The 24,543-nt window shown below is 60.6% G+C and carries 21 protein-coding genes and 2 pseudogenes; 10 read left to right on the top strand and 13 right to left on the bottom strand.

Going from position 1 to position 24,543, the window contains the following annotated elements; translation table 11 throughout:
* Positions 1-36 precede the first annotated feature (36 nt).
* The 3 genes from ACVWVP_RS24310 to ACVWVP_RS24300 all read right to left on the bottom strand — a co-directional run bounded on the left by ACVWVP_RS24310 (position 37) and on the right by ACVWVP_RS24300 (position 4,842).
* A complete protein-coding gene (locus tag ACVWVP_RS24310) occupies positions 37-846 on the bottom strand; it encodes a putative RNA methyltransferase (protein ID WP_259171810.1) in 810 nt (269 codons plus the stop codon).
* On the bottom strand, positions 846-1,997 hold the full coding sequence (dapE, locus tag ACVWVP_RS24305) for a succinyl-diaminopimelate desuccinylase (RefSeq protein ID WP_178919043.1): 1,152 nt from the start codon (positions 1,995-1,997) through the stop codon (positions 846-848). The genes ACVWVP_RS24310 and dapE overlap by 1 nt, the downstream gene beginning before the upstream one ends.
* Before the next feature lie 253 nt (positions 1,998-2,250).
* A complete protein-coding gene (locus ACVWVP_RS24300; protein WP_457408470.1) occupies positions 2,251-4,842 on the bottom strand; it encodes a glycosyltransferase in 2,592 nt (863 codons plus the stop codon).
* 217 nt (positions 4,843-5,059) lie between these two features.
* On the opposite strand from ACVWVP_RS24300, the gene tcdA reads away from it, so the two are divergent.
* Positions 5,060-5,869, top strand: coding sequence for a tRNA cyclic N6-threonylcarbamoyladenosine(37) synthase TcdA (gene tcdA, locus ACVWVP_RS24295; RefSeq protein ID WP_372339886.1), 810 nt, complete (start codon positions 5,060-5,062; stop codon positions 5,867-5,869).
* Between the two features lie 121 nt (positions 5,870-5,990).
* On the opposite strand, the gene ACVWVP_RS24290 is transcribed toward tcdA, so the two are convergent.
* The 4 genes from ACVWVP_RS24290 to ACVWVP_RS24275 form a co-directional block, all read right to left on the bottom strand.
* Positions 5,991-6,398: a SufE family protein gene (locus ACVWVP_RS24290; RefSeq protein ID WP_457408468.1), complete on the bottom strand. Its 408-nt coding sequence runs from the start codon at positions 6,396-6,398 to the stop codon at positions 5,991-5,993.
* Positions 6,395-7,600, bottom strand: coding sequence for an aminotransferase class V-fold PLP-dependent enzyme (locus ACVWVP_RS24285; RefSeq protein WP_178919036.1), 1,206 nt, complete (start codon positions 7,598-7,600; stop codon positions 6,395-6,397). The genes ACVWVP_RS24290 and ACVWVP_RS24285 overlap by 4 nt, the downstream gene beginning before the upstream one ends.
* Positions 7,601-7,664: 64 nt before the next feature.
* The gene (dapD, locus tag ACVWVP_RS24280; RefSeq protein ID WP_178919035.1) at positions 7,665-8,699 is read right to left on the bottom strand and encodes a 2,3,4,5-tetrahydropyridine-2,6-dicarboxylate N-succinyltransferase; all 1,035 of its coding nucleotides are present in this window, start codon (positions 8,697-8,699) and stop codon (positions 7,665-7,667) included.
* Positions 8,700-8,731: 32 nt separating this feature from the next.
* On the bottom strand, positions 8,732-9,040 hold the full coding sequence (locus ACVWVP_RS24275) for an arsenate reductase (RefSeq protein ID WP_231982825.1): 309 nt from the start codon (positions 9,038-9,040) through the stop codon (positions 8,732-8,734).
* 267 nt (positions 9,041-9,307) lie between these two features.
* Here ACVWVP_RS24275 and ACVWVP_RS24270 point away from each other — a divergent pair, with 267 nt between their 5' ends.
* A complete protein-coding gene (locus ACVWVP_RS24270) occupies positions 9,308-10,951 on the top strand; it encodes a Na+/H+ antiporter (RefSeq protein WP_457408466.1) in 1,644 nt (547 codons plus the stop codon).
* 12 nt (positions 10,952-10,963) lie between these two features.
* Here ACVWVP_RS24270 and ACVWVP_RS24265 read toward each other — a convergent pair whose 3' ends face one another.
* Together ACVWVP_RS24265 and ACVWVP_RS24260 are read right to left on the bottom strand one after the other, a co-directional pair.
* Complete coding sequence (locus ACVWVP_RS24265) at positions 10,964-11,674, bottom strand: M12 family metallopeptidase (RefSeq protein WP_457408464.1); 711 nt, start codon at positions 11,672-11,674, stop codon at positions 10,964-10,966.
* 270 nt (positions 11,675-11,944) lie between these two features.
* Positions 11,945-12,115 (bottom strand): annotated as a pseudogene (locus tag ACVWVP_RS24260) (ACT domain-containing protein); the annotation flags it as partial.
* Here ACVWVP_RS24260 and ACVWVP_RS24255 point away from each other — a divergent pair.
* Positions 12,111-12,305: pseudogene (locus tag ACVWVP_RS24255) on the top strand (Na+/H+ antiporter); the annotation flags it as partial. The pseudogenes ACVWVP_RS24260 and ACVWVP_RS24255 overlap by 5 nt on opposite strands.
* 20 nt (positions 12,306-12,325) lie before the next feature.
* Here the strand turns inward: ACVWVP_RS24255 and ACVWVP_RS24250 are convergent.
* The 4 genes from ACVWVP_RS24250 to map form a co-directional block, all read right to left on the bottom strand.
* On the bottom strand, positions 12,326-13,033 hold the full coding sequence (locus tag ACVWVP_RS24250; RefSeq protein ID WP_457408463.1) for a M12 family metallopeptidase: 708 nt from the start codon (positions 13,031-13,033) through the stop codon (positions 12,326-12,328).
* Positions 13,034-13,145: 112 nt separating this feature from the next.
* Complete coding sequence (gene dapC, locus ACVWVP_RS24245; protein ID WP_178919031.1) at positions 13,146-14,345, bottom strand: succinyldiaminopimelate transaminase; 1,200 nt, start codon at positions 14,343-14,345, stop codon at positions 13,146-13,148.
* A 139-nt stretch (positions 14,346-14,484) separates the two neighbouring features.
* Positions 14,485-17,187, bottom strand: coding sequence for a [protein-PII] uridylyltransferase (locus ACVWVP_RS24240; protein ID WP_178919030.1), 2,703 nt, complete (start codon positions 17,185-17,187; stop codon positions 14,485-14,487).
* A gap of 65 nt (positions 17,188-17,252) precedes the next feature.
* Positions 17,253-18,047: a type I methionyl aminopeptidase gene (map, locus tag ACVWVP_RS24235; RefSeq protein ID WP_178919029.1), complete on the bottom strand. Its 795-nt coding sequence runs from the start codon at positions 18,045-18,047 to the stop codon at positions 17,253-17,255.
* A gap of 387 nt (positions 18,048-18,434) precedes the next feature.
* Here map and rpsB point away from each other — a divergent pair, with 387 nt between their 5' ends.
* The 7 genes from rpsB to ispC all read left to right on the top strand — a co-directional run bounded on the left by rpsB (position 18,435) and on the right by ispC (position 24,505).
* Positions 18,435-19,172 carry a 30S ribosomal protein S2 gene (rpsB, locus tag ACVWVP_RS24230; RefSeq protein WP_003189158.1) on the top strand — a complete coding sequence of 246 codons (738 nt, stop codon included), beginning with the start codon at positions 18,435-18,437 and terminating at the stop codon, positions 19,170-19,172.
* Positions 19,173-19,362: 190 nt separating this feature from the next.
* On the top strand, positions 19,363-20,226 hold the full coding sequence (tsf, locus tag ACVWVP_RS24225; protein ID WP_016974403.1) for a translation elongation factor Ts: 864 nt from the start codon (positions 19,363-19,365) through the stop codon (positions 20,224-20,226).
* A gap of 211 nt (positions 20,227-20,437) precedes the next feature.
* Entirely contained in the window at positions 20,438-21,181 is a 744-nt protein-coding gene (gene pyrH / locus ACVWVP_RS24220) for a UMP kinase (RefSeq protein WP_003172271.1), read from the top strand.
* Positions 21,178-21,735: a ribosome recycling factor gene (gene frr / locus ACVWVP_RS24215; RefSeq protein WP_043049618.1), complete on the top strand. Its 558-nt coding sequence runs from the start codon at positions 21,178-21,180 to the stop codon at positions 21,733-21,735. The genes pyrH and frr overlap by 4 nt, the downstream gene beginning before the upstream one ends.
* A 17-nt stretch (positions 21,736-21,752) precedes the next feature.
* Positions 21,753-22,508, top strand: a complete 756-nt coding sequence (uppS, locus tag ACVWVP_RS24210; protein ID WP_016974405.1) for a polyprenyl diphosphate synthase — start codon at positions 21,753-21,755, stop codon at positions 22,506-22,508.
* Complete coding sequence (locus tag ACVWVP_RS24205; protein WP_457408461.1) at positions 22,509-23,318, top strand: phosphatidate cytidylyltransferase; 810 nt, start codon at positions 22,509-22,511, stop codon at positions 23,316-23,318.
* Entirely contained in the window at positions 23,315-24,505 is a 1,191-nt protein-coding gene (gene ispC / locus ACVWVP_RS24200; RefSeq protein WP_457408459.1) for a 1-deoxy-D-xylulose-5-phosphate reductoisomerase, read from the top strand. Before ACVWVP_RS24205 ends, ispC begins: the two co-directional genes overlap by 4 nt.
* The last annotated feature ends 38 nt before the right edge of the window (positions 24,506-24,543 follow it).

Below are 24,543 nucleotides of genomic sequence, written 5' to 3'. Positions count from 1 at the left end.
TTGCGGGATTCGAAAATCCATTCGCGGAAAAGTCGGTTATTGAAGCACGAAATAATCGTAGCGCATCGACACCGTGACCTTCAGCGGTTCGGCGGCCTCGATCACTTCGTTGCGGCGCTCGGCGCTGGCCCGCCAGCCGTGGGGCGTCATGGCCAGCAGGTTGGCGCGGTCTGCAGGCTCGGCCAGGCTCAGGGTGAACTCAAGCGTCTCGCTGTGGGCCAGGCTCATGCCCTCCGGCACCAGGGCCAGGTGCTTGTCGTCGGTGTACTCGCGCACTTCGTCGTACAACCGCTCGCGCAGTTCCATCAGGTGACCGCTGGTCGGGCCAACCTTCATCAAACCGCCGCCTGGGCTGAGCAGGCGCTTGGCCTCTTCCCAATCCAATGGGCTGAACACGCTGGCCAGAAACTGGCAGCTGCCTGACGCCAACGGCACGCGGGCCATGCTGGCGATCAACCAGGTCAGCGCCGGGTTGCGCTTGCAGGCCCGCTTGACCGCTTCCTTGGAGATGTCCAGCGCGTAGCCATCGGCCTGGGGCAGGGCATCGGCGATCTGCGCGGTGTAGTAACCCTCGCCACAGCCGATGTCCACCCAGCGTTGTGGTGCGCGCTCGGCGGCCAGTTCCGCCAGGCGCCTGGCCACCGGAGCGTAGTGCCCGGCGTTGAGGAAGTCGCGGCGCGCCGCCACCATCGCCAGGTTGTCTCCCGGGTCGCGGCTGTTCTTGTGCTGCACCGGCAACAGGTTCAGGTAGCCCTGGCGCGCGCGGTCGAAACGGTGCCCGGCCGGGCAGGCCACACCGTTGTCCACTGCGTTGAGCGGGGCGCTGCAAAGGGGGCAGGCGAGCATCAGGCGAGCAACTTGATCAGGGTCTGGTAGTAGATTTCGGTCAGCACATCGAGGTCGCTGGCCAGGATGCGTTCGTTGACCTGGTGGATCGTCGCGTTGACCGGACCCAGCTCGACCACTTGGGTGCCGAGGGTGGCGATGAAACGCCCGTCGGACGTGCCGCCACTGGTCGAGGCCTTGGTGTCACGGCCGGTGACCGCCTTGATGCTGGCCGAAACGGCATCCAGCAGGGCGCCGGGTTCGGTGAGGAACGGCAGGCCCGACAGCGCCCACTCCACGTGCCAGTCCAGGTTGTGCTTGTCGAGGATCGCTGCCACGCGTTGCTGCAGGCCTTCGACGGTGGACTCGGTGGAAAAACGGAAGTTGAACACCGCCGTCAGGTCGCCCGGGATCACGTTGGTCGCGCCGGTACCGGAATTGAGGTTGGAGATCTGGAAACTGGTTGGCGGGAAGAAGGCATTGCCGTCATCCCAGTGCTCGGCCGCCAGTTCCGCCAGGGCCGGAGCGGCCAGGTGGATCGGGTTCTTGGCCAGGTGCGGGTAGGCCACGTGGCCTTGCACGCCGCGTACGGTCAGGGTGGCGCCGAGGGAACCGCGACGGCCGTTCTTGACCACATCGCCCACCAGGGTGGTGCTCGACGGCTCGCCGACGATGCACCAGTCCAGGCGTTCCTTGCGGGCTGCCAAGCGCTCGATCACGGCCTTGGTGCCATGGTGCGCCGGGCCTTCTTCATCGCTGGTGATCAAGAACGCGACCGAGCCGCGGTGGTCCGGGTAGTCGGTGACAAAACGCTCCGATGCCACGAGCATGGCCGCCAGGCTGCCCTTCATGTCCGCCGCGCCACGCCCGCAGAGCATGCCGTTTTCGTCGATCAGCGCGTCGAACGGGTCGTTCTGCCAGGCGTTCACTGGACCGGTGGGCACCACGTCGGTGTGACCGGCAAAGCACAGCACCGGGCCTTCGTGCTTGCCATGGGTGGCCCAGAAGTTGTCCACGTCTTCAATACGCATCGGCTCGAGCGCAAAACCGGCGTCGCCCAGGCGCTGCATCATCAGCTTCTGGCAATCGGCGTCGATCGGCGTGACCGAGGGGCGACGGATCAGGTCGATGGCAAGTTGAAGGGTCGGCGAAAGGTCGGCATGGGCCGTCATGGGAAAACTCCGGGAAGCGTGTGATGGGCGCAGGACGAATGTGGAATACAGAGCCTGAGGCGACGCAGAGCCAATGTGGGAGCTGGCTTGCCTGCGATGGCATCGCCGCGGTGTGTCTCCCAGACCGCGGCGTCTGCATCGCAGGCAAGCCAGCTCCCACAGAGAGCAGCGCTCGGCTAAGACTCGCAAAACGGCCGTTATCTTATAGCAAAACGGCGGCCAGAGGCCGCCGTTTAGTGCATTGCGCAAGTTTTTACACGGCCGGTTCAGGCGCCGGCGTCGCTGCAGGTTTGGGCAGCGACGAAAGGAACGCCATGATCAGCGCCGCCACGTACGGCAGCGACTGCACCAGCAGCATCACCACCCAGAAGCGGATGTCGTTGCTGGGCAGGCCCTGCACCAGGTAGATCCCCAGCGCCGCGCCCCACAGCAGCAGCATGATGAACATCTCTTCGCGGGCTTCGGAAATCGCGACCCAGAAGCCGTGGTTATCGGCGTTCTTGGGTGTACGGAAGAACGGAATGCTGCTGGTGAAGAAGCCGTACAGCACCGCCTTGGCGATGGTGTGGGACAACGCCAGGCCTGCGAGGGCCGCGCAGAACGCATCCTTGAGGTTCACGCCAACGGCGCGGCGGTACAGGAAGATGATCTTGCCCACTTTGAACACGAACAACGCCAAGGGCGGGATCGCGAAAATCAGCAGCGGCGGGTCGACGCGCGTCGGCACGATGATCATCGCCGCCGACCACAACAGGGCGCCCACGGTGAAGAAGATGTTCATGCCGTCCGCCACCCACGGCAGCCAGCCCGCGAGGAAGTGGTAGCGCTGGCCACGGGTCAGCTCGGTGTCCTTGCCGCGCAGCAAGCTGGCGGTGTGACGCTTGATGATCTGGATCGCGCCGTAAGCCCAGCGGAAACGCTGTTTCTTGAAGTCGATAAAGGTATCCGGCATCAAGCCTTTACCGTAGCTGTCGTGGTAATACGCCGCCGACAGGCCTTTCTCGAATACGCGCAGGCCCAGTTCGGCGTCTTCGCAGATGCACCAGTCGGCCCAGCCCAATTCTTCGAGCACCGAGCGACGGGTCATGGTCATGGTGCCGTGCTGGATGATCGCATCACGGTCGTTGCGGGTGACCATGCCGATATGGAAGAAGCCTTTGTATTCGGCGTAGCAGAGCTTCTTGAAGGTGCTTTCGTGCTGGTCGCGGTAGTCCTGCGGCGACTGCACCACGGCGATTTTCGGGTCGGCGAAGTGCGGCACCATGTGCTTGAGCCAGTTCGGCGACACGCAGTAGTCCGAGTCGATCACCGCGATCACTTCGGCATCCTTGGCGGTGTGCGGGATCAGGTAGTTCAGCGCGCCGCCCTTGAAACCGGCCAGGGGCGAGACGTGGAAGAACTTGAAGCGCGGGCCGAGGGTTTCGCAGTAGTCGCGCACCGGCTCCCAGACGGCCGGGTCCTTGGTGTTGTTGTCGATGATCAGGACTTCGTAGTCCGGGTAATCGAGGGCTGCCAGGGCGTCGAGGGTCTGTTTGACCATCTCCGGCGGCTCGTTGTAGCACGGCACGTGGATCGACACTTTTGGGCGGTAGTCTGAATCCCCTTCAACCGGCAGGAATTCACGCCGACGTTTGTGGGTCCACACCGCCTCGGCCAGCTCATGGGCTTCGGTCAGCAACACGATAAACACGCCGAGGGCGCCGAGTGCCAGCAAGACGCCGACCGTCACGCTGAACCAGGTGCTGTATTGCTGGCTGTAGTCGTAGCCGATCCACACCAGCACCGAACCGCACAGGAATGCGATAAAGGTCAGGAAGGTACGGCCTCGCTGGCGCAGGGCCGAGCCGTCGATCATCAGCAAGGTCAGCGACAGCAGTGCCAGTACCACCGAGCCGATGGCCAGTACGCGCCATTGCGGGATCGCGACCACCGGGCCTTCAAAGTTGAATTTCTGCTGGCGCGCGGCGTTGTACACGCCCCAGTAGGCGCCGGCGGAGCCTTCGTCACTGACTTTCCACGGCTGGTCGAACGCCTCGATCACGAAGTAGTTGTAGCCCTGGCGGTTGAGCTTGTTCACCAGCGTGCGCAGGTAAATGGCCTGGTCGGCCGGCGACGTTTCGTTACCACCGCGCATACGGCCGTTACTCGGCCAGCCGACTTCCGACAGCAGCAAGGGCTTTTTCGGGAATAGTTTTTTCAGGTCTCGGGCACGGTCGAGTACGTATTGGCCGGCCTTGTCCATCGGGATGTATTCCCAGAACGGCAGGATGTGCGCGGCGATCAGGTCGACGTGCTTGGCCAGTTGCGGGTTCTTTTCCCAGATGTGCCATTGTTCGGAGGTGGTCACCGGCACTTTCACGGCGGCACGCACCCGGTCGAGCAGCACGATCAGCGCTTCGGGGGTGATTTCTTCGCGGAATAGCGCTTCGTTGCCGACCACCACCCGTACCACGCTGCGCGAACTGTTGGCCAACTCGATGGCGCGCTGGATTTCACGTTCGTTGCGTTCCAGGTCCGGGCTGATCCAGATGCCCAGGGTCACCCGCAGGCCGAATTCTTCCGCCAGCTTTGGGATGTCTCCCAGGGTGCCGTCAACCGAGTAGGTACGGATGTTGTCCGTCAGCTTGCTCATGATCGCCAGGTCCTGGCGCATCTGATCGTCAGTCGGGTATTGGTCTTTCTGTGGGAACTGGCCTTGTTGGAACGGCGAGTACGAAAACCCGGAGATCTGTTCAGGCCAGTTGGGGGTGGTGACCGGGCGGTTGATCAGCGCCCAGAAGCCGGTGAACAGCGCGGCGATTGCCAGCACGATCACCAGGTTGAGTCCAAATTTACGCGATGCCATGGCTATTTCGGGTTCCAAAGGGTGTGGAACGAAAAGAGGTGTCGGCCTGCGCCGAACGGCGCGCATCCTACACCGGCCCTTCCCTGACCGTACAGCAAGCAGAGAAAAACCGGACATTAGTCAGCGAAAGGCCATCTAAGTTCTTTACTTGTAGCTTGTCGCTTCGAACTTGTCGCTCTGTAGTCCATAATGCGCGCCGGTTTTTGGGGTAATGGTCATGAGTACAGAAGATCCACGGTTTGCAGGCGTCGCCCGCTTGTATGGCATTGAAGGCCTGGAACGCTTGAAAGCGGCCCATGTGGCGATCGTCGGCGTCGGCGGCGTGGGTTCCTGGGCGGCGGAAGCCATGGCCCGTTGCGGGGTGGGCGAGATTTCGCTGTTTGACCTGGACGACGTCTGCGTCAGCAACAGCAACCGCCAGTTGCATGCCCTGGACAGCACCGTGGGCAAACCCAAGGTCGAGGTGATGGCTGAGCGCCTGCGCGGCATCAACCCGGATTGCACGGTGCACGCGGTGGCGGATTTCGTCACCCGCGACACCATGGCCGAATACATCACGCCAGACATCGACTGCGTGATCGACTGCATCGACGCGGTCAACGCCAAGGCGGCGCTGATTGCCTGGTGCAAGCGCCGCAAGATCCAGATCATCACCACCGGCGGTGCCGGCGGGCAGATCGACCCGACGTTGATCCAGGTGTGCGACTTGAACCGCACCTTCAATGACCCGCTGGCCTCCAAAGTGCGCTCAACCCTGCGCCGCGACTATGGTTTCTCGCGCACCGTGACCCGCCACTACAGCGTGCCGTGTGTGTTTTCCACCGAGCAACTGCGCTATCCCAAGCCGGACGGCAGTATCTGTTTGCAAAAGAGCTTTGTCGGGGATGGGGTGAAGCTGGACTGCGCGGGTGGGTTTGGCGCGGTGATGATGGTGACGGCGACGTTTGGCATGGTCGCGGCGACCAAGGCCGTGGATAAGATCGTCGCCGGGGTGCGTAGGCCGTCGGAGCGGGTCAAGCCTGCTTAACTATCCTGCCGAACCAAGCTCAAAATGTGGGAGCGGGCTTGCTCGCGAATGCGGTGGCTCAGTCAATCATGTATAGACTGACACGGCGCTTTCGCGAGCAAGCCCGCTCCCACATTTGGTTTTAGGTATGGCCCAACGCTCGCATACGCTGCAGGACTGCGTTGAGGCCATTGCTGCGGGACGGTGACAATTGGCGGGAAAGCCCCAGCTGGTTGAACCAGTCCGGCAGATCAACGGCCTGCAACTCGGCGGCCGTCAACCCATTCACCCGCGCCAGCAGCAACGCCACCAACCCGCGAATCATCCGTGCATCGCTGGCGGCAGCAAACTGCCAACGGCCATCCTGCAAGTGCCCCACCAACCACACCAGGCTTTCGCAGCCCTGCACCAGGTTGGCGTCGACTTTATCCCCGTCGGCCAGGGCCGGCAGACGCTCGCCCCATTGCATCAGCATCCGCGCGCGCTGTTCCCAACTGCCGACAGCCTGGAAGGCGTCAAGCGCGGTCACTGCATCCACCGGCAAATTCATCGCAGCATATCCAGCGCTTGATCCAGCGCTTCAAAGAAACGCTCCAGATCATCGGAGTCGTTGTACAGCGCCAGGGACACACGAATCGCCCCCGACAGGTGCATCGCCTTGAGCAACGGCATCGCACAGTGATGGCCGGCCCGCACGGCAATGCCTTGCTCCGTCAGCAGGTGGGCGAGGTCAGCGTTATGCACGCCATCGACCACGAAGCTGACCAGGGCCACCTGGGGATATCCCAATACTTGCACACCGTTGCGCGCTTTGAGCCCGCGCAACAGGTAGTCGTGCAGGGCTGCTTCATGGGCGATCACGGCGTTGGGGTCCAGCGAACTCAGGTAGTCCAGGCTGGCCCCCAGGCCGATCACGCTGGCGATCGGCGGCGTGCCGGCTTCGAAACCCAGGGGCGCCGGGCGAAAGCTGGCGCTGTGGTAGTCGGCCTGTTGCACCATCTCGCCACCAAACTGCCAGTGGCGCAGGTGGTGCAGGGCTTCGTTGCGGCCAAACAGCACGCCGACGCCGTCCGGCCCGTAGAGTTTGTGGCTGGAGAACACATAGAAGTCGCACCCCAGGGCCTGCACGTCGTGACGGCCATGGACGATGCCCTGGGCACCGTCGATGACGGTCAGCGCGCCGTGTGGCTGGGCCAGCGCCAACAGGGCCTCCAGGGGCTGCCAGGCGCCGAGCACATTGGACAACTGGCTCACCGCCAGCAGGCGCGTGCGTGGGCCGATCAGTTCGGCGGCGACGGCAAGGTCAATCACGCCGTCGTCACCCAGGGGCAATACCACCAGGTTCAGCGCGCGGCGTTTGGCCAACTGCTGCCAGGGCAGCAGGTTGGCATGGTGTTCCAGGGCGCTGATGACAATCTCATCGCCCGCATTGAATAAGTGCTCAAGGCCATAGGCCAAGAGGTTCAGCGCCGATGTCGCGCCGTGGGTAAACACGATTTGCCCGCTGTCACCTGCGTTCAGCCACTGCGCGACCTTGTTGCGGCTGTCTTCAAAAGCCTGTGTCGCGTGAGCCCCCGGCAAATGCTGGGCACGGTGCACATTGGCTGCGCCATTGGCGTAGTAATGGCTGATGGCATCCAGCAGGGCTTGGGGTTTTTGCGTGGTGGCGGCGTTGTCCAGGTAGGTCTGGTCTTGCCGTTGCAGGGTGGCGATGGCCGGGAAGTCGGCGCGCCAGGGAGAGGGCACAAGCATGGTGATAAAGACTCGTATAAGCGAGCCCCTGGGTGGGGGCCCGCTAGTGGCATCGAGTGGCTGCTTAGTTGTGAGCGTGCAGCGCTTCGTTCAGTTCGATGGCCGATTTGTGGGTTTTGCACTCCACGGCACCGGTCTCGGAGTTGCGGCGGAACAGCAGGTCCGGCTGGCCGGCCAGTTCGCGTGCCTTGACCACCTTGACCAGTTGGTTCTGCTCGTCCAGCAACGCAACCTTGGTGCCGGCGGTGACGTACAGGCCCGACTCCACGGTGTTGCGGTCGCCCAGCGGGATACCGATACCGGCGTTGGCGCCGATCAGGCAGCCTTCGCCCACCTTGATCACGATATTGCCGCCGCCCGACAGGGTGCCCATGGTGGAGCAACCGCCGCCCAGGTCCGAGCCCTTGCCGACGAACACGCCAGCCGACACACGGCCTTCGATCATGCCCGGGCCTTCGGTGCCGGCGTTGAAGTTGACGAAACCTTCGTGCATCACGGTGGTGCCTTCGCCCACGTAGGCGCCCAGGCGCAGACGCGCGGCGTCAGCGATCCGTACGCCGGCCGGAACCACGTAGTCGGTCATTTTCGGGAACTTGTCCACCGAGAACACTTCCAGCAGCTCGCCACGCAGGCGCGCTTCCAGTTGGCGTTCGGCCAGTTCGGCGATGTCGATTGCGCCCTGGCTGGTCCAGGCCACGTTCGGCAGTTGCGGGAACACACCGGCCAGGCTCAGGCCGTGTGGCTTGACCAAGCGGTGGGACAGCAGGTGCAGCTTGAGGTAGGCCTCAGGCGTGGAGGTCAGTGCGGCGTCTTCAGCCAGCAGGGTGGCGACCAGCGGCGTGTGACTTTCAGCCAGGCGGTTGAGCAACGCGGCTTGGGTGGCGTCGACATTCTTGAGCGCATCAGCCAGCTGCAGTGCTTGGCTGATGGTGAAGGTAATGGCCTGGTTGCCTTCGGTGTAACCGAGGATCGGCGCGATGGCCGCGACGATTTCAGCCGAAGGGTTGAGCAGCGGCTGCGCGTAAAACACTTCCAGCCAAGCACCTTGGCGGTTCTGAGTGCCGACGCCGAAGCCCAGGCTGAACAGGGAATTGGACATGCTGTTACCTCTACAAAATGGAAAGGGCTGGCCTACTTGAGGGCCGCCGAATAACTATCTGGCTTGAAGCCAATCAGGGTTCTGTCACCGAGATCAAGCACCGGGCGCTTGATCATCGAAGGTTGCGCGAGCATCAATTCAATGGCTTTCGACTGATCGAGATCGGCTTTGCGTTCGTCTTCGAGTTTGCGAAAGGTGGTGCCCGCACGGTTCAAAACCACCTGCCAACCGTGCTCGTTGCACCATTGGGTCAAGTGTTCGCGGTCGATACCGGCTGTTTTGTAGTCGTGGAACTCATAGCTCACAGCGTGCTCATCGAGCCAGGTGCGGGCCTTTTTCATGGTGTCGCAGGCTTTGATGCCGAAAAGGTGCAACGTTTTGCTTGAAGCGGTCAAGGAATTGCCCCCTTTGAGCGTGTGAAAACGGAAGGTCACGGATTATGCCACGACCAGCGGGTTTGGGTGCCGCTCGTCATGCCGGCGTGCGACTTATGTGCAAATGTCAGGCTGCAGCCAGGTGGGTAACATAGCTGGGTTATATGGCACTTCAACGGCGAGTTGTTGCCGTATGTGTGTCGTTGCACGTCGATTGTCCGGGAAACCCGCGTTATGCAAACCGCCTACACCGTTCTTATTCTGCTGATGCTGGTCAGCGTTTCGCGTCTGGTCGGGCGTGTCATTCCTCTGCCGTTGCCCCTGGTGCAGATTGCCGCCGGCGCCTTGCTGGCGTGGCCTACGCTAGGGTTGCACGTGGCACTGGACCCGGAGCTGTTCCTGTTTCTGTTCCTGCCGCCGTTGTTGTTCTCCGATGGTTGGCGCATGCCCAAGCGAGAGCTTTGGCGGCTGCGCGGGCCGATCCTGACGTTGGCGGTGGGGCTGGTGCTGTTCACGGTAGTCGGTGCCGGTTACTTCATTCACTGGATATTGCCTACGATCCCGCTGCCGGTGGCCTTCGCCCTGGCGGCGGTTTTGTCGCCGACGGATGCTGTGGCCGTGTCCGCCATTTCCCAGAATCGTTTGCCTACTCCGCTGATGCACATGTTGCAGGGCGAGGCATTGATGAATGATGCGTCGGGCCTGGTGACCTTCAAGTTCGCCCTGGCGGCGGCATTGACCGGGGTGTTTTCCCTGGCCGATGCCAGCCTCACGTTTGTCTTGGTGGCCGTCGGTGGCCTGGCCGTGGGGGTTGCGCTGAGCTGGCTGGTGGGCCGCTTGCGCACCTGGATGATCGCCCGGGGTTGGGACGACCCGGCGACGCATGTAGTGTTCATGTTGCTGCTGCCGTTTGCCGCGTATGTGTTGGCTGAGCGTTTGGGTGCATCGGGGATTTTGTCGGCGGTAGCAGCGGGCATGATGCAAAGCTGGCTCGACCTGCTGCCGCGCCAGACGAGCACGCGTTTGCTCAACCGCAGCGTCTGGTCGTTGTTGGAGTTTGCTTTCAACGGCTTGATCTTCCTGCTGCTGGGCCTGCAACTGCCGGACATCATCAAGGCGGTGGTCAGCCATGAGCCGACGTTGTGGCCGACCTTGTTGTATCGCTGCCTGGACGTGGCGGCGATCTTCCTGGTGTTGCTGGTGCTGCGCTTTATCTGGGTACAGAGTATTTGGCGGCTGTCGGGTTTGCTGCGCAGGCTGCGAGGCAAAGGTGAGCTGACGCTGGTGCCAACGGCGCGTTCATGCTGGTTGCTCACCGTCGGTGGCGTGCGCGGTGCAGTGACGCTGGCCGGTGTGATGTCGGTGCCGCTGCTGCTGGCGCCGGGGCAGGACTTTCCCGAGCGTGACCTGCTGACCTTTATCGCGGCAGGGGTGATCCTGTTATCGCTGATTGCTGCGTGCATTGCCTTGCCACTGTTGTTGCGCGGCGTCGAAAAGAGTCCCGATGAGAAGCGCCACAACGAGGTTCGCGAGGCCTGGAAGAAAACCGCCGTGGCCGCGATTCATGCCCTGGAAACCGAGGAACTTGCTGAAACCGAAACCCAGGACGCCGCCCAGGCCGCGCTCGCTGCTGAGTTGAAGGCACGCTTGATGTCGGAATACCGCCACCAGTTGGAAGTGTTCAACGACTCGGTCGAGGCCCAGGCGCTGGCGCAACAGATGGACCTGCTTGAGCGCAAGTTGCGCCTCAAGGCCCTGCGGGCGCAGCGCCTGGAATTGTATAGCTTGAGCCGTCATCACCAGATTGGTGATGACGTGTTGCGGGAGGTGTTAGCGGAGCTGGATATGAGCGAAGCGAACCTGGGATCGCTGAAATAAGTCTCAGGGGCTCTATCGGTTTTTAGGGTACAGCGCACGGATGAACTGTTTGTCGGTTTCTGACAGTTCATAGTTCTCGGATGTGGGCATGCCGTTAGTGAAGTACTCCCCCGGCATGCTGTAGTGCATGATTGAGCGCGGGTCATACTGAGAAGAATAAACCTGGCGAGGATCAAATTTTTTCAGTATTTGGTCGTCAGCCTCTTTCCTGGGTTGTTTGTAGCGATCGTGCTCTTGATAGACGTTTTCTGCATTGAACTCTAAAGTCCGGTAGGGATGTTGGTGCTCATGCTTCAAACCCAAGGCATGGCCGAACTCATGCGCTATCGTCTGGCTGGTTTTTGTAACCAAGCCGTGTGCAAAACCGATAACCATCGTGGGCTTTTGGGCGGGAACCTTCTTCGCATTTACGCCGACTGTCGATGAGCCCCCATAGGAATTATTGTCCGCTGCAATCCTGATATCGGCGTCGGGTGATTGGGTGAACTCAAACGTCAGATTGACGTGAGGCGCCCACTTATTGATGCTGGTTTTGGTGAGTTGCTCTTGCTCCGGCGTCATGCCAATCAACGAGATCTTGAGTGTCGAGTGTTGTGGCCAAAGGTCCGCAGGGAATGCCACGCCACGTTTTTTTCTACTGAGCGCGGATGTTTCCGGCGCCTGGTTGTTGTAGGCATGCTCAGGGGCGGCGGCTGTTGGATGGGCAGTAGGGTTGATGCTCAAAATGCACGGTCTCGCTGACGAAAGGAGTCTGGAGTCCATGTAGTGGTGCTGTTTGAGGGAAACGTTCCAACAAAGGCGTAGCTTAATACTTGTGGCGCTGTAGGAAATGCTCAGCATCCCGCACTGCATTGCGCAGTGCGGGCGTGTTTGATGACTGATGACGCTGAATAAACGCACGAACCCGCTCCGCCGCTTCCACACGTTCGCATCGAGGCGATGCCATCGCAGGCAAGCCAGCTCCCACATGAGCCACGTCCACAACATTAAAATTTATATAGTCAGGCGCGTGAGCTCGACGCCAGGCTCCTGAGTCACGACGATGGCTTCCTGCGAGCGCAGGCACAGCTCCGGGTCGAACAGCGGCTGGTTATCGGCGTCGGTGATGAAGAACACGTCTTTCACGCGCTCGCCGAGGGTCGCAATCGTGGCGTTCTGCAACGACTCGGCCCAAGCCCAGGCGCTGGCGCAACAGATAGATCTGCTTGAACGCAAGTTGTGGCTCAGGGCCCTGCGGGCGCAGCGCCTGGAGTTGTATAGCTTGAGCCGTCATCACCAGATGGGTGATGACGTGTTGAGGGAAGTGTTGGCGGATCTGGATATGAGCGAAGCGAACTTGGGAGTGATGAAGTAGAGGTTCGCACTGAGTAACTATCAGGTGGGTAATTTGTATAGTTTGCGTACGATGGCTTTGTCTCCTTCCGAGAGATGGGTATTGGCACCGACACCTCTTCCATCAAGGGTGACAATATCCGGGAAGTCGTAATGCATGATGGACTTACTGTCATAGCGGGTGACGAGCAAATGGTCGCCAACAGGTAGTTTCAGGAACTGACTATAGACGAGCTCTTTCGGGAAGTGCTCGCTGGTGTAACCTTCGTAAACAGCGTCTATGTCCCAGTTGATATCGTGCTCAGGGTTTTGGTGTTCGTGCAGCAGCCCCAGGGCATGGCCGAATTCGTGCAGCGCATTTGCACGGAATTCCCTCGAATCATCGAGTCGTTCCAAGTGCATCGTCGGTTCGCTCAGCGGCACGTTTTTCGCGTCGGTGCCAATCGCGGACCAGTTTCTCTTGATGCCGGGGTCATCAGAGATTCGAATATCGCCCTCTCTGCCATCGACAACCCGAAATTGAAGGGCGGGAGTGTTATGCGCCCACTCCCTGATCGCATCTATCACCAGAGCCTTGCTTTTCTGGTCTCTAAGGTCAACAGCAACGGTTATGACGCCTGCGGGCCAGCGTTTGGTTGTGTCTGCGAGGCCTCTTTTGGTCCGGCCGGTGCGCGCAGAGGTGGGAGTTTCGCTATCTAAGGGCGGCAGTGGGAAATGAACGTTGCCAGAAAGTTGAGCGGTCGGGTTCATGCGCTGTACTCCAAGGGAATGTCCCAATGAGTGTTAAGCGCGAAATTCTGGTTCCCCTTGTTCAAGTGAGCATGGCCCCGCACTGTGTTGCACAGTGCGGGGTTGGCAAGGGTTACTGAGTGCGCTGGACAAAATCGCGAATTCGCTCAGCCGCCTCCACGCACTCCGCCAGTGGTGCAACCAGTGCCAAACGCACTCGCCCTGCACCCGGGTTGAAGCCATCCACTTCCCGCGACAGGTAGGAACCCGGAACCACGGTTACGTGTTCTTGCTCGAACAGGTCGCGACAAAAGGTGGCATCGTCTCCATTCACATTCGGCCACAGGTAGAACCCGCCATCCGGTGCCTGCACATCCAGTACCGGCTTGAGAATGGCTAGCACGGCGTCGAATTTCTCGCGGTACAGGTCACGGTTGGCCAGCACATGGGCTTCGTCTTTCCAGGCTGCAATGCTGGCCAACTGGGTTTGCACCGGCATCGCGCAGCCGTGGTAGGTGCGGTACAGCAGGAAGGCCTTGAGGATGTCGGCGTCGCCGGCCACAAAACCGGAGCGCAGGCCTGGCAGGTTGGAGCGCTTGGACAGGCTATGGAACACCACGCAGCGCTTGAAGTCCTGGCGGCCCAGCTCGACGCAGGCGCTCAACAGGCCCGGTGGTGGGGTTTGTTCGTCGAAGTACAGTTCGCTGTAGCACTCGTCGGCGGCGATGACGAAGTCATGTTCGTCGGCCAGGGTGATGAGTTTTTTCAGGGTATCGACCGGGATCAGCGCGCCGGTCGGGTTACCCGGGGAGCACAGGAACAGGATCTGGCAGCGCTTCCAGATGTCCGGCGTCACGGCATCGAAATCCGGGTTGAAGCCGTTGGCATCCAGGCAAGGCAGGTAGTGCGGCTTGGCCCCGGCCAGGAACGCCGCGCCTTCGTAGATCTGATAGAACGGGTTCGGGCTCACCACCAGGGCGTCGTCACCACGATTGACCACGGTCTGGGTGAAGGCGAACAGCGCCTCGCGGGTGCCGTTGACCGGCAGGATGTTGCGCGCCGGGTCAAGCCAGCCCTTGGGTACATTGAAGCGGCGTTCGCACCAGGCGCCGATGGCCTCGCGCAAGGCCGGGATGCCCAGGGTGGTCGGGTACACCGCCATCTGGTCGAGACTGTCGGCCAGGGCCTTGGCGACGAACTCAGGTGACTTGTGCTTGGGTTCGCCGATGGACAGCGCGATCGGGCGCTTGTCCGGGTTCGGCGTGACGCTGCCCAGCAGGGCACGCAGTTTTTCGAACGGGTAGGGCTGGAGCTGGTTCAGGGCGTTGTTCATAAAAGTCTCTTAGGTAAGCGCAGACCCTGTGGGAGCTGGCTTGCCTGCGATGGCTTCGCCTCGGTGTGCCAGATACACCGTGGCGGCCCTATCGCAGGCAAGCCAGCTCCCACATGAATCGGGTTAACACATTCAATAATCAAATAGTCAGCCGGGTGAGCTCGACCCCAGGCTCTTGGGTCACGCTCAACTGCTGCACGATGGCTTCCTGCAAGCGCAGGCACAGCTCAGGGTCGGACAGCGGCTGGTTATCGGCGTCGGTGATGAAGAACACGTCTTCCACGCGCTCGCCGAGGGTCGCAATCTTGGCGTTCTGCAACGACAGGTCGAACTCCAGGAAGATCCCGCCGATGCGTGCCAGCAACCCCGGGCGATCCGGTGCGCTGAGTTCCAGCACGGTTACCGGCCGCTGGGCGTCGTTGGAAATGGTCACCTGGGGCGCAAACGCAAAGTGCTTGAGCTGGCGCGGTACCCGGCGCTGGATGATGGTCGGGTAGTCGTCAGGGTTGCGCAGGGCCTCGGTAAGGCCTTCGCGGATCTTTTTCACCCGCACCGGGTTGTCACCAATCGAGTCGCCGTCGGTGTCGAGCACGATGTAGGTGTCGAGGGTGAACTGGCTGCTGGAGGTGATGACCCGTGCGTCATGAATGTTCAGGTTGAGCTGGTCCATGGCGGCCACGGTCACGGCGAAGAAGTCGTGCTGGTCCGGCGCATAGATGAAGATCTGCGTACCGCCTTCGAATTCGCGCTGGGTGGTTTCCTTGATCAGCACCAAAGGCCCGCCATCGGCCGGCTGCTGCAGGATCGCGTCACTGTGCCAGGCCACATCGCCGGCGGTGTGGCGCAGGAAGTAGTCGTCGCCCAGTTGCGACCAGAGTTGCTCGACATCGTCCGGGTCGTTGCCGCCACGCACCAGGATGTCCAGGGCTGCGCTTTGGGTGCGGCGGATCTGCTCTTCGCGGTCCACCGGGTTTTCCAGGCCACGGCGCAAGGCGCGCTTGGTCTCGGTGTAGAGCTGGCGCAACAGGCTGGCACGCCACGAGTTCCACAGCGTGGGGTTGGTGGCGTTGATGTCGGAGACCGTCAGCACATACAGGTAGTCGAGACGGGTTTCATCGCCGACGATGCCGGCGAAGTCGTGGATCACCTGCGGGTCGGACAAGTCCTTGCGCTGGGCAGTGGTGGACATCACCAGGTGGTTCTGCACCAGCCAGACGATCAGGCGGCTGTCCCACAGGGGCAACTGGTGGCGCTGGCAGAACGCCTCGGCGTCGACGGCGCCGACTTCCGAGTGGTCGCCATGGCGGCCCTTGCCGATGTCGTGGTACAGGCCGGCGAGGTAGATCAGCTCCGGCTTGGGCAGCTTGGCCATGAGTTTGCTGGCCAGCGGGAATTTCTCTGACACCTGGGTGTATTGCAGCTTACGCAGGTGCTTGATCAGGTTCAGGGTGTGGGCGTCCACGGTGTAGATGTGGAACAGGTCGTGCTGCATCTGCCCGACGATAAAGCCGAATTCCGGCAGGTAGCGCCCGAGGATGCCGTAGCGGTTCATGCGCCTCAGGTTGCGGTGGATGCCGATCTTGCACTTGAACAGCTCGATGAACAGGCTGGTGTTGCGGATATCGTTGCGAAAGTCATCGTCGATCAGGTGACGGTTTTCCCGCAGCAAACGGATGGTGTCGGCGCGCACGCCCTTGATTTCCGGCTGCTGGGCCATCAGCACGAAGATCTCCAGCATGGCGAACGGGGTGCGTTTGAAGACGTTGTCGTTGCGCGCCTCGATATAGCCGTCGTGCAGTTGGAAACGCGCGTTGATCGGCTGCGGCGGCGCTTCATCCTCGGGCGCCAGGATCACTTCCTCGAAGTGCTGGATGATCAGGTCGCTGAGCTGGGCAATGCTCATGACCACCCGGTAATACTGCTGCATGAAGCTTTCGATGCTGGTCTTCGCGTCTTCGCCTTCAAAACCCAGCAGGGTGGCGATGGAGCGCTGGTGGTCGAACAGCAGGCGGTCTTCGGAGCGTCCGGCGAGCATGTGCAAGGCGTAGCGCACTTTCCACAGGAACTCCTGGGAGGAGGCCAGCAGGGCGTTTTCGCTTTCCACCAGGAAACCTTCGCCGGCCAGGGCCCGCAGGTTCAGGGTGCCGTACTGGCGACGGGCAACCCACAAAATCGTCTGGATATCCCGCAGGCCACCGGGCGAACCCTTGACGTTGGGTTCCAGGTTGTATTCGGTGTCGTTGTATTTGTGGTGCCGGGCCTTCTGCTCGGCGCGTTTGGCCAGGAAGAAGTCCTTGCTTGGCCACATGTGCGCGGTGCTGGTGACTTCGAGCATACGCTGGCGCAGGCGTTCGGGGCCGGCGATGGTGCGGCTTTCCATCAGGTTGGTGATGACGGTCAGGTCGGCGCGGGCCTCTTCGGCGCATTCGTCCACCGAGCGCACGCTCTGGCCGACTTCCAGGCCGATGTCCCACAACAGGGTGAGAAAGCGCTCGATAGAATCGCGAAAGATCTCATGGTCGGCGCTGTCCAGCAGGATCAGCAGGTCGATGTCGGAGTAGGGGTGCAGCTCGCCGCGCCCGTAGCCGCCGACCGCCACCAGGGCGATGTCGGCGTCCTCGCTCCAACTGAATTGCTCCCAGGCCTTTTGCAGGATGTTATCGACGAACCAAGCGCGGTCCTCGATCAGCCTGCGGATGTCCCGGCCGCTGCGAAAGCGCTCATCGAGCACCTCGCGGGCCTGGCGGATAGCCTTCTTGAAGGCGGCGATGGGGCTTGCCTTCAACGCCAGTTCGGCCTGGAACTGGCCACGGTCGAAGAGTTCGGGATCCACCTGGGGCATCGATCGGTTTTCCTTTCTATCTATCAGTCAGTCACAACACAGTGGGGGGAAAACCTAAGCAAGCTTTACGCCGAAGCCGCACCCGACGTGCGCGGGATCGTGTCGTCGGCGCGCAAGGTGAAGATCTCGTAGCCGGTGTCGGTGACCAGTAGGGTGTGCTCCCACTGGGCCGAGAGCTTGCGGTCCTTGGTGATGGCGGTCCAGCCGTCGCCCAGCACCTTGGTGTCGGCCTTGCCCTGGTTGATCATCGGTTCGATGGTGAAGGTCATGCCTGCTTTCAGCTCCATACCGGTGCCGGCGCGGCCGTAGTGCAGGATCTGTGGCTCTTCGTGGAACACAGTGCCGATGCCGTGACCGCAGAACTCGCGCACCACCGAGAAACCGTTCTTTTCGGCGTGCTTCTGGATCACTTCGCCGATGTCGCCCAGGCGGCAGCCGGGTTTCACGATCTCGATGGCCTTGTACATGCATTCCTGGGTCACCTGGGACAGGCGCTCGGCCCAGACCGGCACGGTGCCGACGTGGAACATGCGGCTGGTGTCGCCGAAGTAGCGGTCCTTGATCACGGTGACGTCGATGTTCAGGGTGTCGCCGTCCTTCAGGGGCTTGTCGCCCGGGATCCCGTGGCAGACCACGTGGTTGACCGAGGTGCAGATGGACTTGGGGAAACCCTTGTAGTTCAACGGGGCAGGGATGGCCTTTTGCACATTGACTATATAGTCGTGGCAGATCTGGTTCAGGGTGTCGGTGGTGACGCCGGGCTTGACGTGTTCGGCGATCATTTCCAGCACGTCGGCAGCCAGTTTGCCGGCGATACGCATGCCGGCGATGTCTTCGGCGGTTTTCAAACTTACGGTCATACAGGCTCTCTCTAGCGCGACGCGCTGAAATCAATACGGTTTACGGGCGTGCGACAAAAGGTTACAGAATTCGCACAAGCCACAAAAAACGCGATTCTATCAGACGATGGCGTCAAATCATGAGCCTCTGATAATCGCTTCTCTCTATAAGGTAGGGGGTTGTGGGCTCTATTCAAGGGCTTGCGTGAACGCGGTCGGCGGCAGATGTGATTGCGGGTTTCGTTTTCGTCGATGCTGTGGTATAAAATGCGCCGCTTTCCGGGGATACCCCGCAAAGCTTAAATCCACACACGTGTCGACACGATGACCTGGGTGCCGGAGGCCTTGATGCCGCTGGTTGGTCATTGGGATACGTGGAGGCCAAACCCGACTTATTAAGGAACTATCATGTCCCAAGTCAATATGCGCGATATGCTGAAGGCCGGTGTGCACTTCGGTCACCAGACCCGTTACTGGAACCCGAAAATGGGTAAATACATTTTCGGCGCGCGTAACAAGATCCACATCATCAACCTTGAAAAAACCCTGCCAATGTTCAACGAAGCTCTGACTTTCGTAGAGCGTCTGGCCCAGGGCAAAAACAAGATTCTGTTCGTCGGCACCAAGCGTTCCGCTGGCAAGATCGTTGCTGAAGAAGCAGCACGTTGCGGTTCGCCGTACGTCGATCACCGCTGGTTGGGCGGCATGCTGACCAACTTCAAGACCATCCGTGCTTCCATCAAGCGTCTGCGTGACCTTGAAGTACAAGCCGAAGACGGTACTTTCGCCAAGCTGACCAAGAAAGAAGCGCTGATGCGCTCCCGTGACCTGGAAAAGCTCGATCGTTCCCTGGGTGGTATCAAGGACATGGGCGGTCTGCCTGACGCACTGTTCGTTATCGACGTTGATCACGAGCGCATCGCGATCACCGAAGCCAACAAGCTGGGCATCCCTGTTATCGGCGTAGTCGATACCAACAGCAGCCCGGAAGGCGTTGACTACATCATCCCAGGCAACGATGACGCAATCCGCGCTATCCAGCTGTACATGGGTTCGATGGCTGACGCTGTAATCCGTGGTCGCAACCACGTTGCTGGTGGTACCGAGCAGTTCGTTGAAGAAGCTCCGGTAGCTGCCGCTGAGTAATAGCGCCCTGGCGTTGACTCAGTAAGCAAAAAGGGGGCTTGGCCCCCTTTTTGCCACCTCGAAAACCATTTGTCGGCAGCGCAGCTACATCATTTGTAACGTGCAGCGGCCTACAAGGGTGGTTCGGGAAGAATTGATCGCCCGTTTGATCGGGTGGAATGGTTGAAAACCTATCCAAGAGGATTTTGAAATGGCAGAGATTACTGCAGCGTTGGTTAAAGAACTGCGTGAGCGTACCGGCGAAGGCATGATGGATTGCAAAAAGGCCTTGACCAAGGCCGGCGGCGACATCGAAAAAGCCATCGACGACATGCGTGCTTCGGGCGCCATCAAGGCCGCCAAGAAAGCAGGCAACGTAGCTGCTGAAGGCGCTATCGCTCTGAAAGAAGACGGTAAGTCCGCTGTTCTGCTGGAAGTGAACTCGCAGACCGACTTCCTGGCTCTGCAGGACGACTTCAAGGCATTCGTGGCTGCCAGCGTTGAAAAAGCATTCGCTGACAAGCTGACCACCGTTGAGCCTCTGATCGAAGCTCAAGAAGCTGCTCGCCTGGTACTGGTCGGCAAGGTTGGCGAAAACGTCAACATCCGTCGCCTGGCCCGCGTTGAAGGTGACGTGGTTGGTGGTTACCTGCACGGCAACAAGATCGGTGTAGCGGTTGTTCTGAAAGGCGGTGACGTAGAGCTGGCCAAAGACATCGCTATGCACGTTGCTGCAAGCAACCCTGAGTTCCTGCTGCCTTCGGAAGTTTCGGCCGAAGCGATCGAGCGTGAAAAAGCTGTGTTCCTGCAGCTGAACGAAGAAAAAATCAAAGGCAAGCCAGAAAACATTGTTGAGAACATGGTCAAAGGCCGTATCAGCAAGTTCCTGGCTGAAGCAAGCCTGGTTGAGCAGGCGTTCGTCAAGAACCCTGAAATCAAGGTTGGCGACCTGGCCAAGAAAGCCGGTGCTGAAATCGTTTCCTTCACCTACTTCAAAGTAGGCGAAGGCATCGAGAAGCCGGTCGACAACTTCGCTGAAGAAGTTGCTGCCCAGCTGGCTGCCGCCAAGCAATAAGACAGTTTTAAACTGTCGCCCGAAAGAGGCTGCCCGCTCACGCGCGCAGCCTCTTTTCAAATGGGAAGGCTGATTTTATTTGGCTTCCCCTCGGAACTGGCTTACAAAGCCGTGTTCCGATGGCGCTGTGATAGCGTCCAGCTAGAGTGAACGCAAGCCGTAAACGGCTCGCCAAGAATTTTTAAAAAATACGCCGCAGGAGAGATTCGCAATGGCTCAGCAGGGCAGTGGTTATCAGGCTCGCTATAAACGCATTCTACTCAAGCTTAGCGGCGAGGCCCTGATGGGCTCGGAAGAGTTCGGGATCGATCCCAAGGTGCTCGACCGCATGGCGCTGGAGGTCGGCCAGTTGGTCGGAATCGGCGTACAAGTCGGTCTGGTGATCGGTGGCGGCAACCTGTTCCGCGGCGCTGCACTGAGTGCGGCCGGGATGGATCGGGTCACGGGCGACCACATGGGCATGCTGGCCACTGTGATGAACGCCCTGGCCATGCGCGACGCTCTGGAGCGCGCCAATATCTCGGCCATCGTGATGTCGGCTATTTCCATGGTCGGCGTGACCGATCACTATGATCGTCGTAAAGCCATGCGCCACCTGAACGCCAAGGAAGTGGTGATCTTTGCCGCCGGCACGGGTAACCCGTTCTTCACCACCGATTCGGCTGCCTGCCTGCGTGCCATCGAGATCGATGCTGACGTGGTGCTCAAGGCCACCAAGGTGGATGGTGTGTACACCGCAGACCCATTCAAAGACCCGCATGCCGAGAAGTTCGATCATCTGACCTACGATGAAGTGCTGGATCGCAAGCTGGGCGTGATGGATCTGACGGCAATTTGCCTGTGCCGCGACCACAAGATGCCGCTGCGCGTATTTAACATGAACAAGCCCGGCGCCCTGCTGAATATCGTACACGGCGGCGCGGAAGGGACTCTGATCGAGGAAGGCCAACAATGATCAACGAAATCAAGAAAGACGCCCAAGCGCGTATGCAGAAATCCCTGGAGTCTCTGAGCCATGCATTCGGCCAGATTCGTACCGGCAAGGCGCACCCAAGCATCCTGGGCAGCGTGATGGTGCCTTACTACGGCGCCGACACTCCGCTGAGCAGCGTGGCCAACGTCACCGTGAAGGACTCGCGCACCCTGCAGGTCGTGGCATTCGAGCGCAACATGCTCGCTGCCGTTGACAAGGCAATCCAGAGCGCTGGCCTGAACCTCAACCCGACCAACCTGGGTGAGTTGCTGCTGATCTCCATGCCTGCCCTGACCGAAGAAACCCGCAAGGGCTTCACCAAGCAGGCACGCAGCGCTGCAGAAGATGCCCGTGTGGCCGTGCGCAACATCCGTCGCGATGCCTTGGGTGACCTGAAGAAGCTGGTCAAGGACAAGGAAATCAGCGAAGACGAAGAGCGTCGTGCCGTTGCCGATATCGACAAGCTGACTAAAGATGCCGAGGCCCAGATCACCAAGGCCACGGAAGAAAAAGAAAAGGACCTGATGGCCGTATAAGGGGTCAGGACGCCTTCATGGAAAAGACCAAGCAGACTGTACCCTCTGTGGTGCCGCGCCATGTCGCGATCATCATGGATGGGAATAATCGCTGGGCGAAGAAACGCTTTATGCCGGGTGTAGCCGGGCATAAAGCGGGTGTCGATGCGGTGCGGGCCGTGATTGAGGTGTGCGCCGAAGCCAAGGTCGAGGTGCTGACCTTGTTCGCCTTCTCCAGTGAAAACTGGCAGCGGCCTGCCGAAGAAGTCAGCGCCTTGATGGACCTGTTCTTCAAGGCCCTGCGTCGTGAGGCCAAGCGTCTCAACGACAACAACATCAGCCTGCGCATCATTGGTGATCGCTCGCGGTTTCACCCGGAGCTGCAGGCGGCCATGCGCGAGGCCGAGGCTATCACGGCCGGCGCCAACCGTTTTGTGCTGCAGATCGCAGCCAACTATGGTGGTCAGTGGGATATCGCCCAAGCGGCGCAACGCCTTGCCCGCGAAGTGCAGGCCGGTCATCTGCGGCCGGATGACATTACGCCTGAATTGCTGCAAACCTGCCTGGTCACCGGTGACCTGCCGTTGCCGGACCTGTGCATTCGTACCGGTGGCGAGCATCGCATCAGCAATTTCCTGCTGTGGCAGCTGGCTTACACCGAGCTGTACTTCTCCGACCTGTTCTGGCCGGACTTCAAACACGATGCCATGCGCAATGCGCTGGCCGATTTCGCTTCCCGTCAGCGTCGCTTCGGTAAAACGAGCGAGCAGATCGAAGCTGGAGCCCGGGTTTAAATGCTTAAACAACGAATCATCACTGCACTGATCCTGTTGCCGATCGCCTTGTGCGGGTTCTTCCTGCTCGATGGTTCCGGCTTTGCGCTGTTTATCGGCCTGGTCGTGACCCTGGGCGCCTGGGAATGGGCGCGCCTGGCGGGTTTCAATGCGCAATTGCCACGCGTGGTGTACGCCGCGGTGGTCGCGGTGCTGCTGTTTCTGATGCATACCCTGTCGAGCATCGTCGTGCCTTGGGTGTTGGGGGCGGCGGTGTTGTGGTGGGCGCTGGCGACCTTCCTGGTGCTGACGTTTCCGCGTACCAGTGGTCACTGGTCCAGTGTTGCCAGCAAGCTGGTGATTGGTTTGCTGATTCTGCTGCCGGCCTGGCAAGGGTTGGTGGAGATCAAGAATTCGCCCATGGGCAACTGGCTGATCATGGCGGTGATGGTGTTGGTGTGGGGTGCTGATATCGGTGCGTACTTCTCGGGTCGGGCCTTTGGCAAGCGCAAGCTGGCGCCGGCCGTGAGCCCGGGCAAGAGCTGGGAGGGCGTGTACGGTGGTCTGGCGTTGACTCTGGTCATTACGCTGGTGGTCGGTGTTGTGCGCGATTGGTCGGTGAAGGAGGTTTTCCTGGCCTTGTTGGGCACCGCTGTCGTCGTGTTTATTTCGGTGGTTGGCGACCTCACTGAGAGCATGTTCAAGCGCCAGGCCGGGATCAAGGACAGCAGCAACCTGCTGCCAGGTCACGGTGGTGTGCTGGACCGTATCGACAGCCTGACTGCTGCGATCCCGATCTTTGCAGTGCTGTTGTGGATGACCGCTTCGTGAGCCGCCTGCAGCAAGTGACCGTGCTGGGTGCAACCGGCTCGGTAGGGTTGAGCGCCCTTGATGTGATTGCTCGCCACCCGGACCGTTATCAGGTCTTTGCCCTGACCGGGTTTACGCGTCTGAGTGAGCTGCTGGCGTTGTGCGTGCGCCACGCGCCGCGTTTTGCTGTAGTGCCTGAGGCGGCGGCAGCCCGTGGCTTGCAGGACGACCTGCGCGCTGTCGGGCTCGCCACTCAAGTGTTGGTGGGCGAGGAGGGGCTTTGCCAGGTTTCGGCGGATGCCGAGGTCGATACCGTCGTGGCAGCCATCGTTGGCGCTGCGGGCCTGCGTCCGACGCTCGCGGCTGTCGATGCGGGCAAGAAGATCCTGCTGGCAAATAAAGAAGCGCTGGTGATGTCTGGCGCACTCTTCATGCAGGCGGTGCGCAAGGGCGGCGCCGTACTGCTGCCTCTCGACAGTGAGCACAACGCGATTTTCCAGTGCATGCCGGGGGATTTTTCCCGTGGTCTGAGCCAGGTAGGCGTGCGTCGCATTCTGTTGACCGCTTCGGGTGGCCCGTTCCGTCAGACGCCTTCGGCGGAGCTGGAGCATGTCTCTCCGGATCAGGCCTGTGCCCATCCGAACTGGTCCATGGGGCGCAAAATCTCCGTAGACTCAGCCAGCATGATGAACAAGGGCCTGGAGCTGATCGAAGCCTGCTGGCTGTTCGATGCCCGGCCGGACCAGGTCGAGGTGGTGATTCACCCGCAAAGTGTGATTCATTCCCTGGTCGACTATGTGGATGGTTCGGTATTGGCGCAGCTGGGTAACCCCGACATGCGCACACCGATCGCCAATGCCTTGGCGTGGCCTGAGCGGATCGACTCCGGGGTTGCGCCTCTGGATTTGTTTGCCATCGCCCGCCTGGACTTCGAGGCGCCGGACGAGCAGCGCTTCCCATGCCTGCGTCTGGCGCGGCAAGCGGCCGAGGCGGGCAACAGCGCGCCAGCCATGCTCAATGCGGCCAATGAAGTGGCGGTGGCGGCGTTTCTTGATGGGCGCATCCGCTTTCCGCAGATCGCGAGTATCATCGAGGACGTGCTGAGCCTTGAGCCTGTGGTCGCGGTGAATGATCTGGGCGCGGTGTTTGAGGCGGATGCAAAGGCTCGAGCGCTGGCCGGGCAATGGTTGAACCGCAATGCGCGTTAGTCTGTCGGCGCAGTAGGCCTTCAGGCACTGGATTGGAA

This window comes from Pseudomonas sp. TE24901 (assembly GCF_054058375.1).
The sequence above is the reverse complement of the archived record's forward strand: the minus strand, read 5'-3'. Positions and strand labels throughout refer to the sequence as shown.

Excerpts from the sequence above, each read along its gene's own strand:
- ACVWVP_RS24310 (WP_259171810.1), bottom strand. The coding sequence starts at position 846 with ATGCTCGCCTGCCCCCTTTGCAGCGCCCCGCTCAACGCAGTGGACAAC.
- dapE (WP_178919043.1), bottom strand. The coding sequence starts at position 1,997 with ATGACGGCCCATGCCGACCTTTCGCCGACCCTTCAACTTGCCATCGAC.
- ACVWVP_RS24300 (WP_457408470.1), bottom strand. The coding sequence starts at position 4,842 with ATGGCATCGCGTAAATTTGGACTCAACCTGGTGATCGTGCTGGCAATC.
- tcdA (WP_372339886.1), top strand. The coding sequence starts at position 5,060 with ATGAGTACAGAAGATCCACGGTTTGCAGGCGTCGCCCGCTTGTATGGC.
- ACVWVP_RS24290 (WP_457408468.1), bottom strand. The coding sequence starts at position 6,398 with ATGAATTTGCCGGTGGATGCAGTGACCGCGCTTGACGCCTTCCAGGCT.
- ACVWVP_RS24285 (WP_178919036.1), bottom strand. The coding sequence starts at position 7,600 with ATGCTTGTGCCCTCTCCCTGGCGCGCCGACTTCCCGGCCATCGCCACC.
- dapD (WP_178919035.1), bottom strand. The coding sequence starts at position 8,699 with ATGTCCAATTCCCTGTTCAGCCTGGGCTTCGGCGTCGGCACTCAGAAC.
- ACVWVP_RS24275 (WP_231982825.1), bottom strand. The coding sequence starts at position 9,040 with ATGAAAAAGGCCCGCACCTGGCTCGATGAGCACGCTGTGAGCTATGAG.
- ACVWVP_RS24270 (WP_457408466.1), top strand. The coding sequence starts at position 9,308 with ATGCAAACCGCCTACACCGTTCTTATTCTGCTGATGCTGGTCAGCGTT.
- ACVWVP_RS24250 (WP_457408463.1), bottom strand. The coding sequence starts at position 13,033 with ATGAACCCGACCGCTCAACTTTCTGGCAACGTTCATTTCCCACTGCCG.
- dapC (WP_178919031.1), bottom strand. The coding sequence starts at position 14,345 with ATGAACAACGCCCTGAACCAGCTCCAGCCCTACCCGTTCGAAAAACTG.
- ACVWVP_RS24240 (WP_178919030.1), bottom strand. The coding sequence starts at position 17,187 with ATGCCCCAGGTGGATCCCGAACTCTTCGACCGTGGCCAGTTCCAGGCC.
- map (WP_178919029.1), bottom strand. The coding sequence starts at position 18,047 with ATGACCGTAAGTTTGAAAACCGCCGAAGACATCGCCGGCATGCGTATC.
- rpsB (WP_003189158.1), top strand. The coding sequence starts at position 18,435 with ATGTCCCAAGTCAATATGCGCGATATGCTGAAGGCCGGTGTGCACTTC.
- tsf (WP_016974403.1), top strand. The coding sequence starts at position 19,363 with ATGGCAGAGATTACTGCAGCGTTGGTTAAAGAACTGCGTGAGCGTACC.
- pyrH (WP_003172271.1), top strand. The coding sequence starts at position 20,438 with ATGGCTCAGCAGGGCAGTGGTTATCAGGCTCGCTATAAACGCATTCTA.
- frr (WP_043049618.1), top strand. The coding sequence starts at position 21,178 with ATGATCAACGAAATCAAGAAAGACGCCCAAGCGCGTATGCAGAAATCC.
- uppS (WP_016974405.1), top strand. The coding sequence starts at position 21,753 with ATGGAAAAGACCAAGCAGACTGTACCCTCTGTGGTGCCGCGCCATGTC.
- ACVWVP_RS24205 (WP_457408461.1), top strand. The coding sequence starts at position 22,509 with ATGCTTAAACAACGAATCATCACTGCACTGATCCTGTTGCCGATCGCC.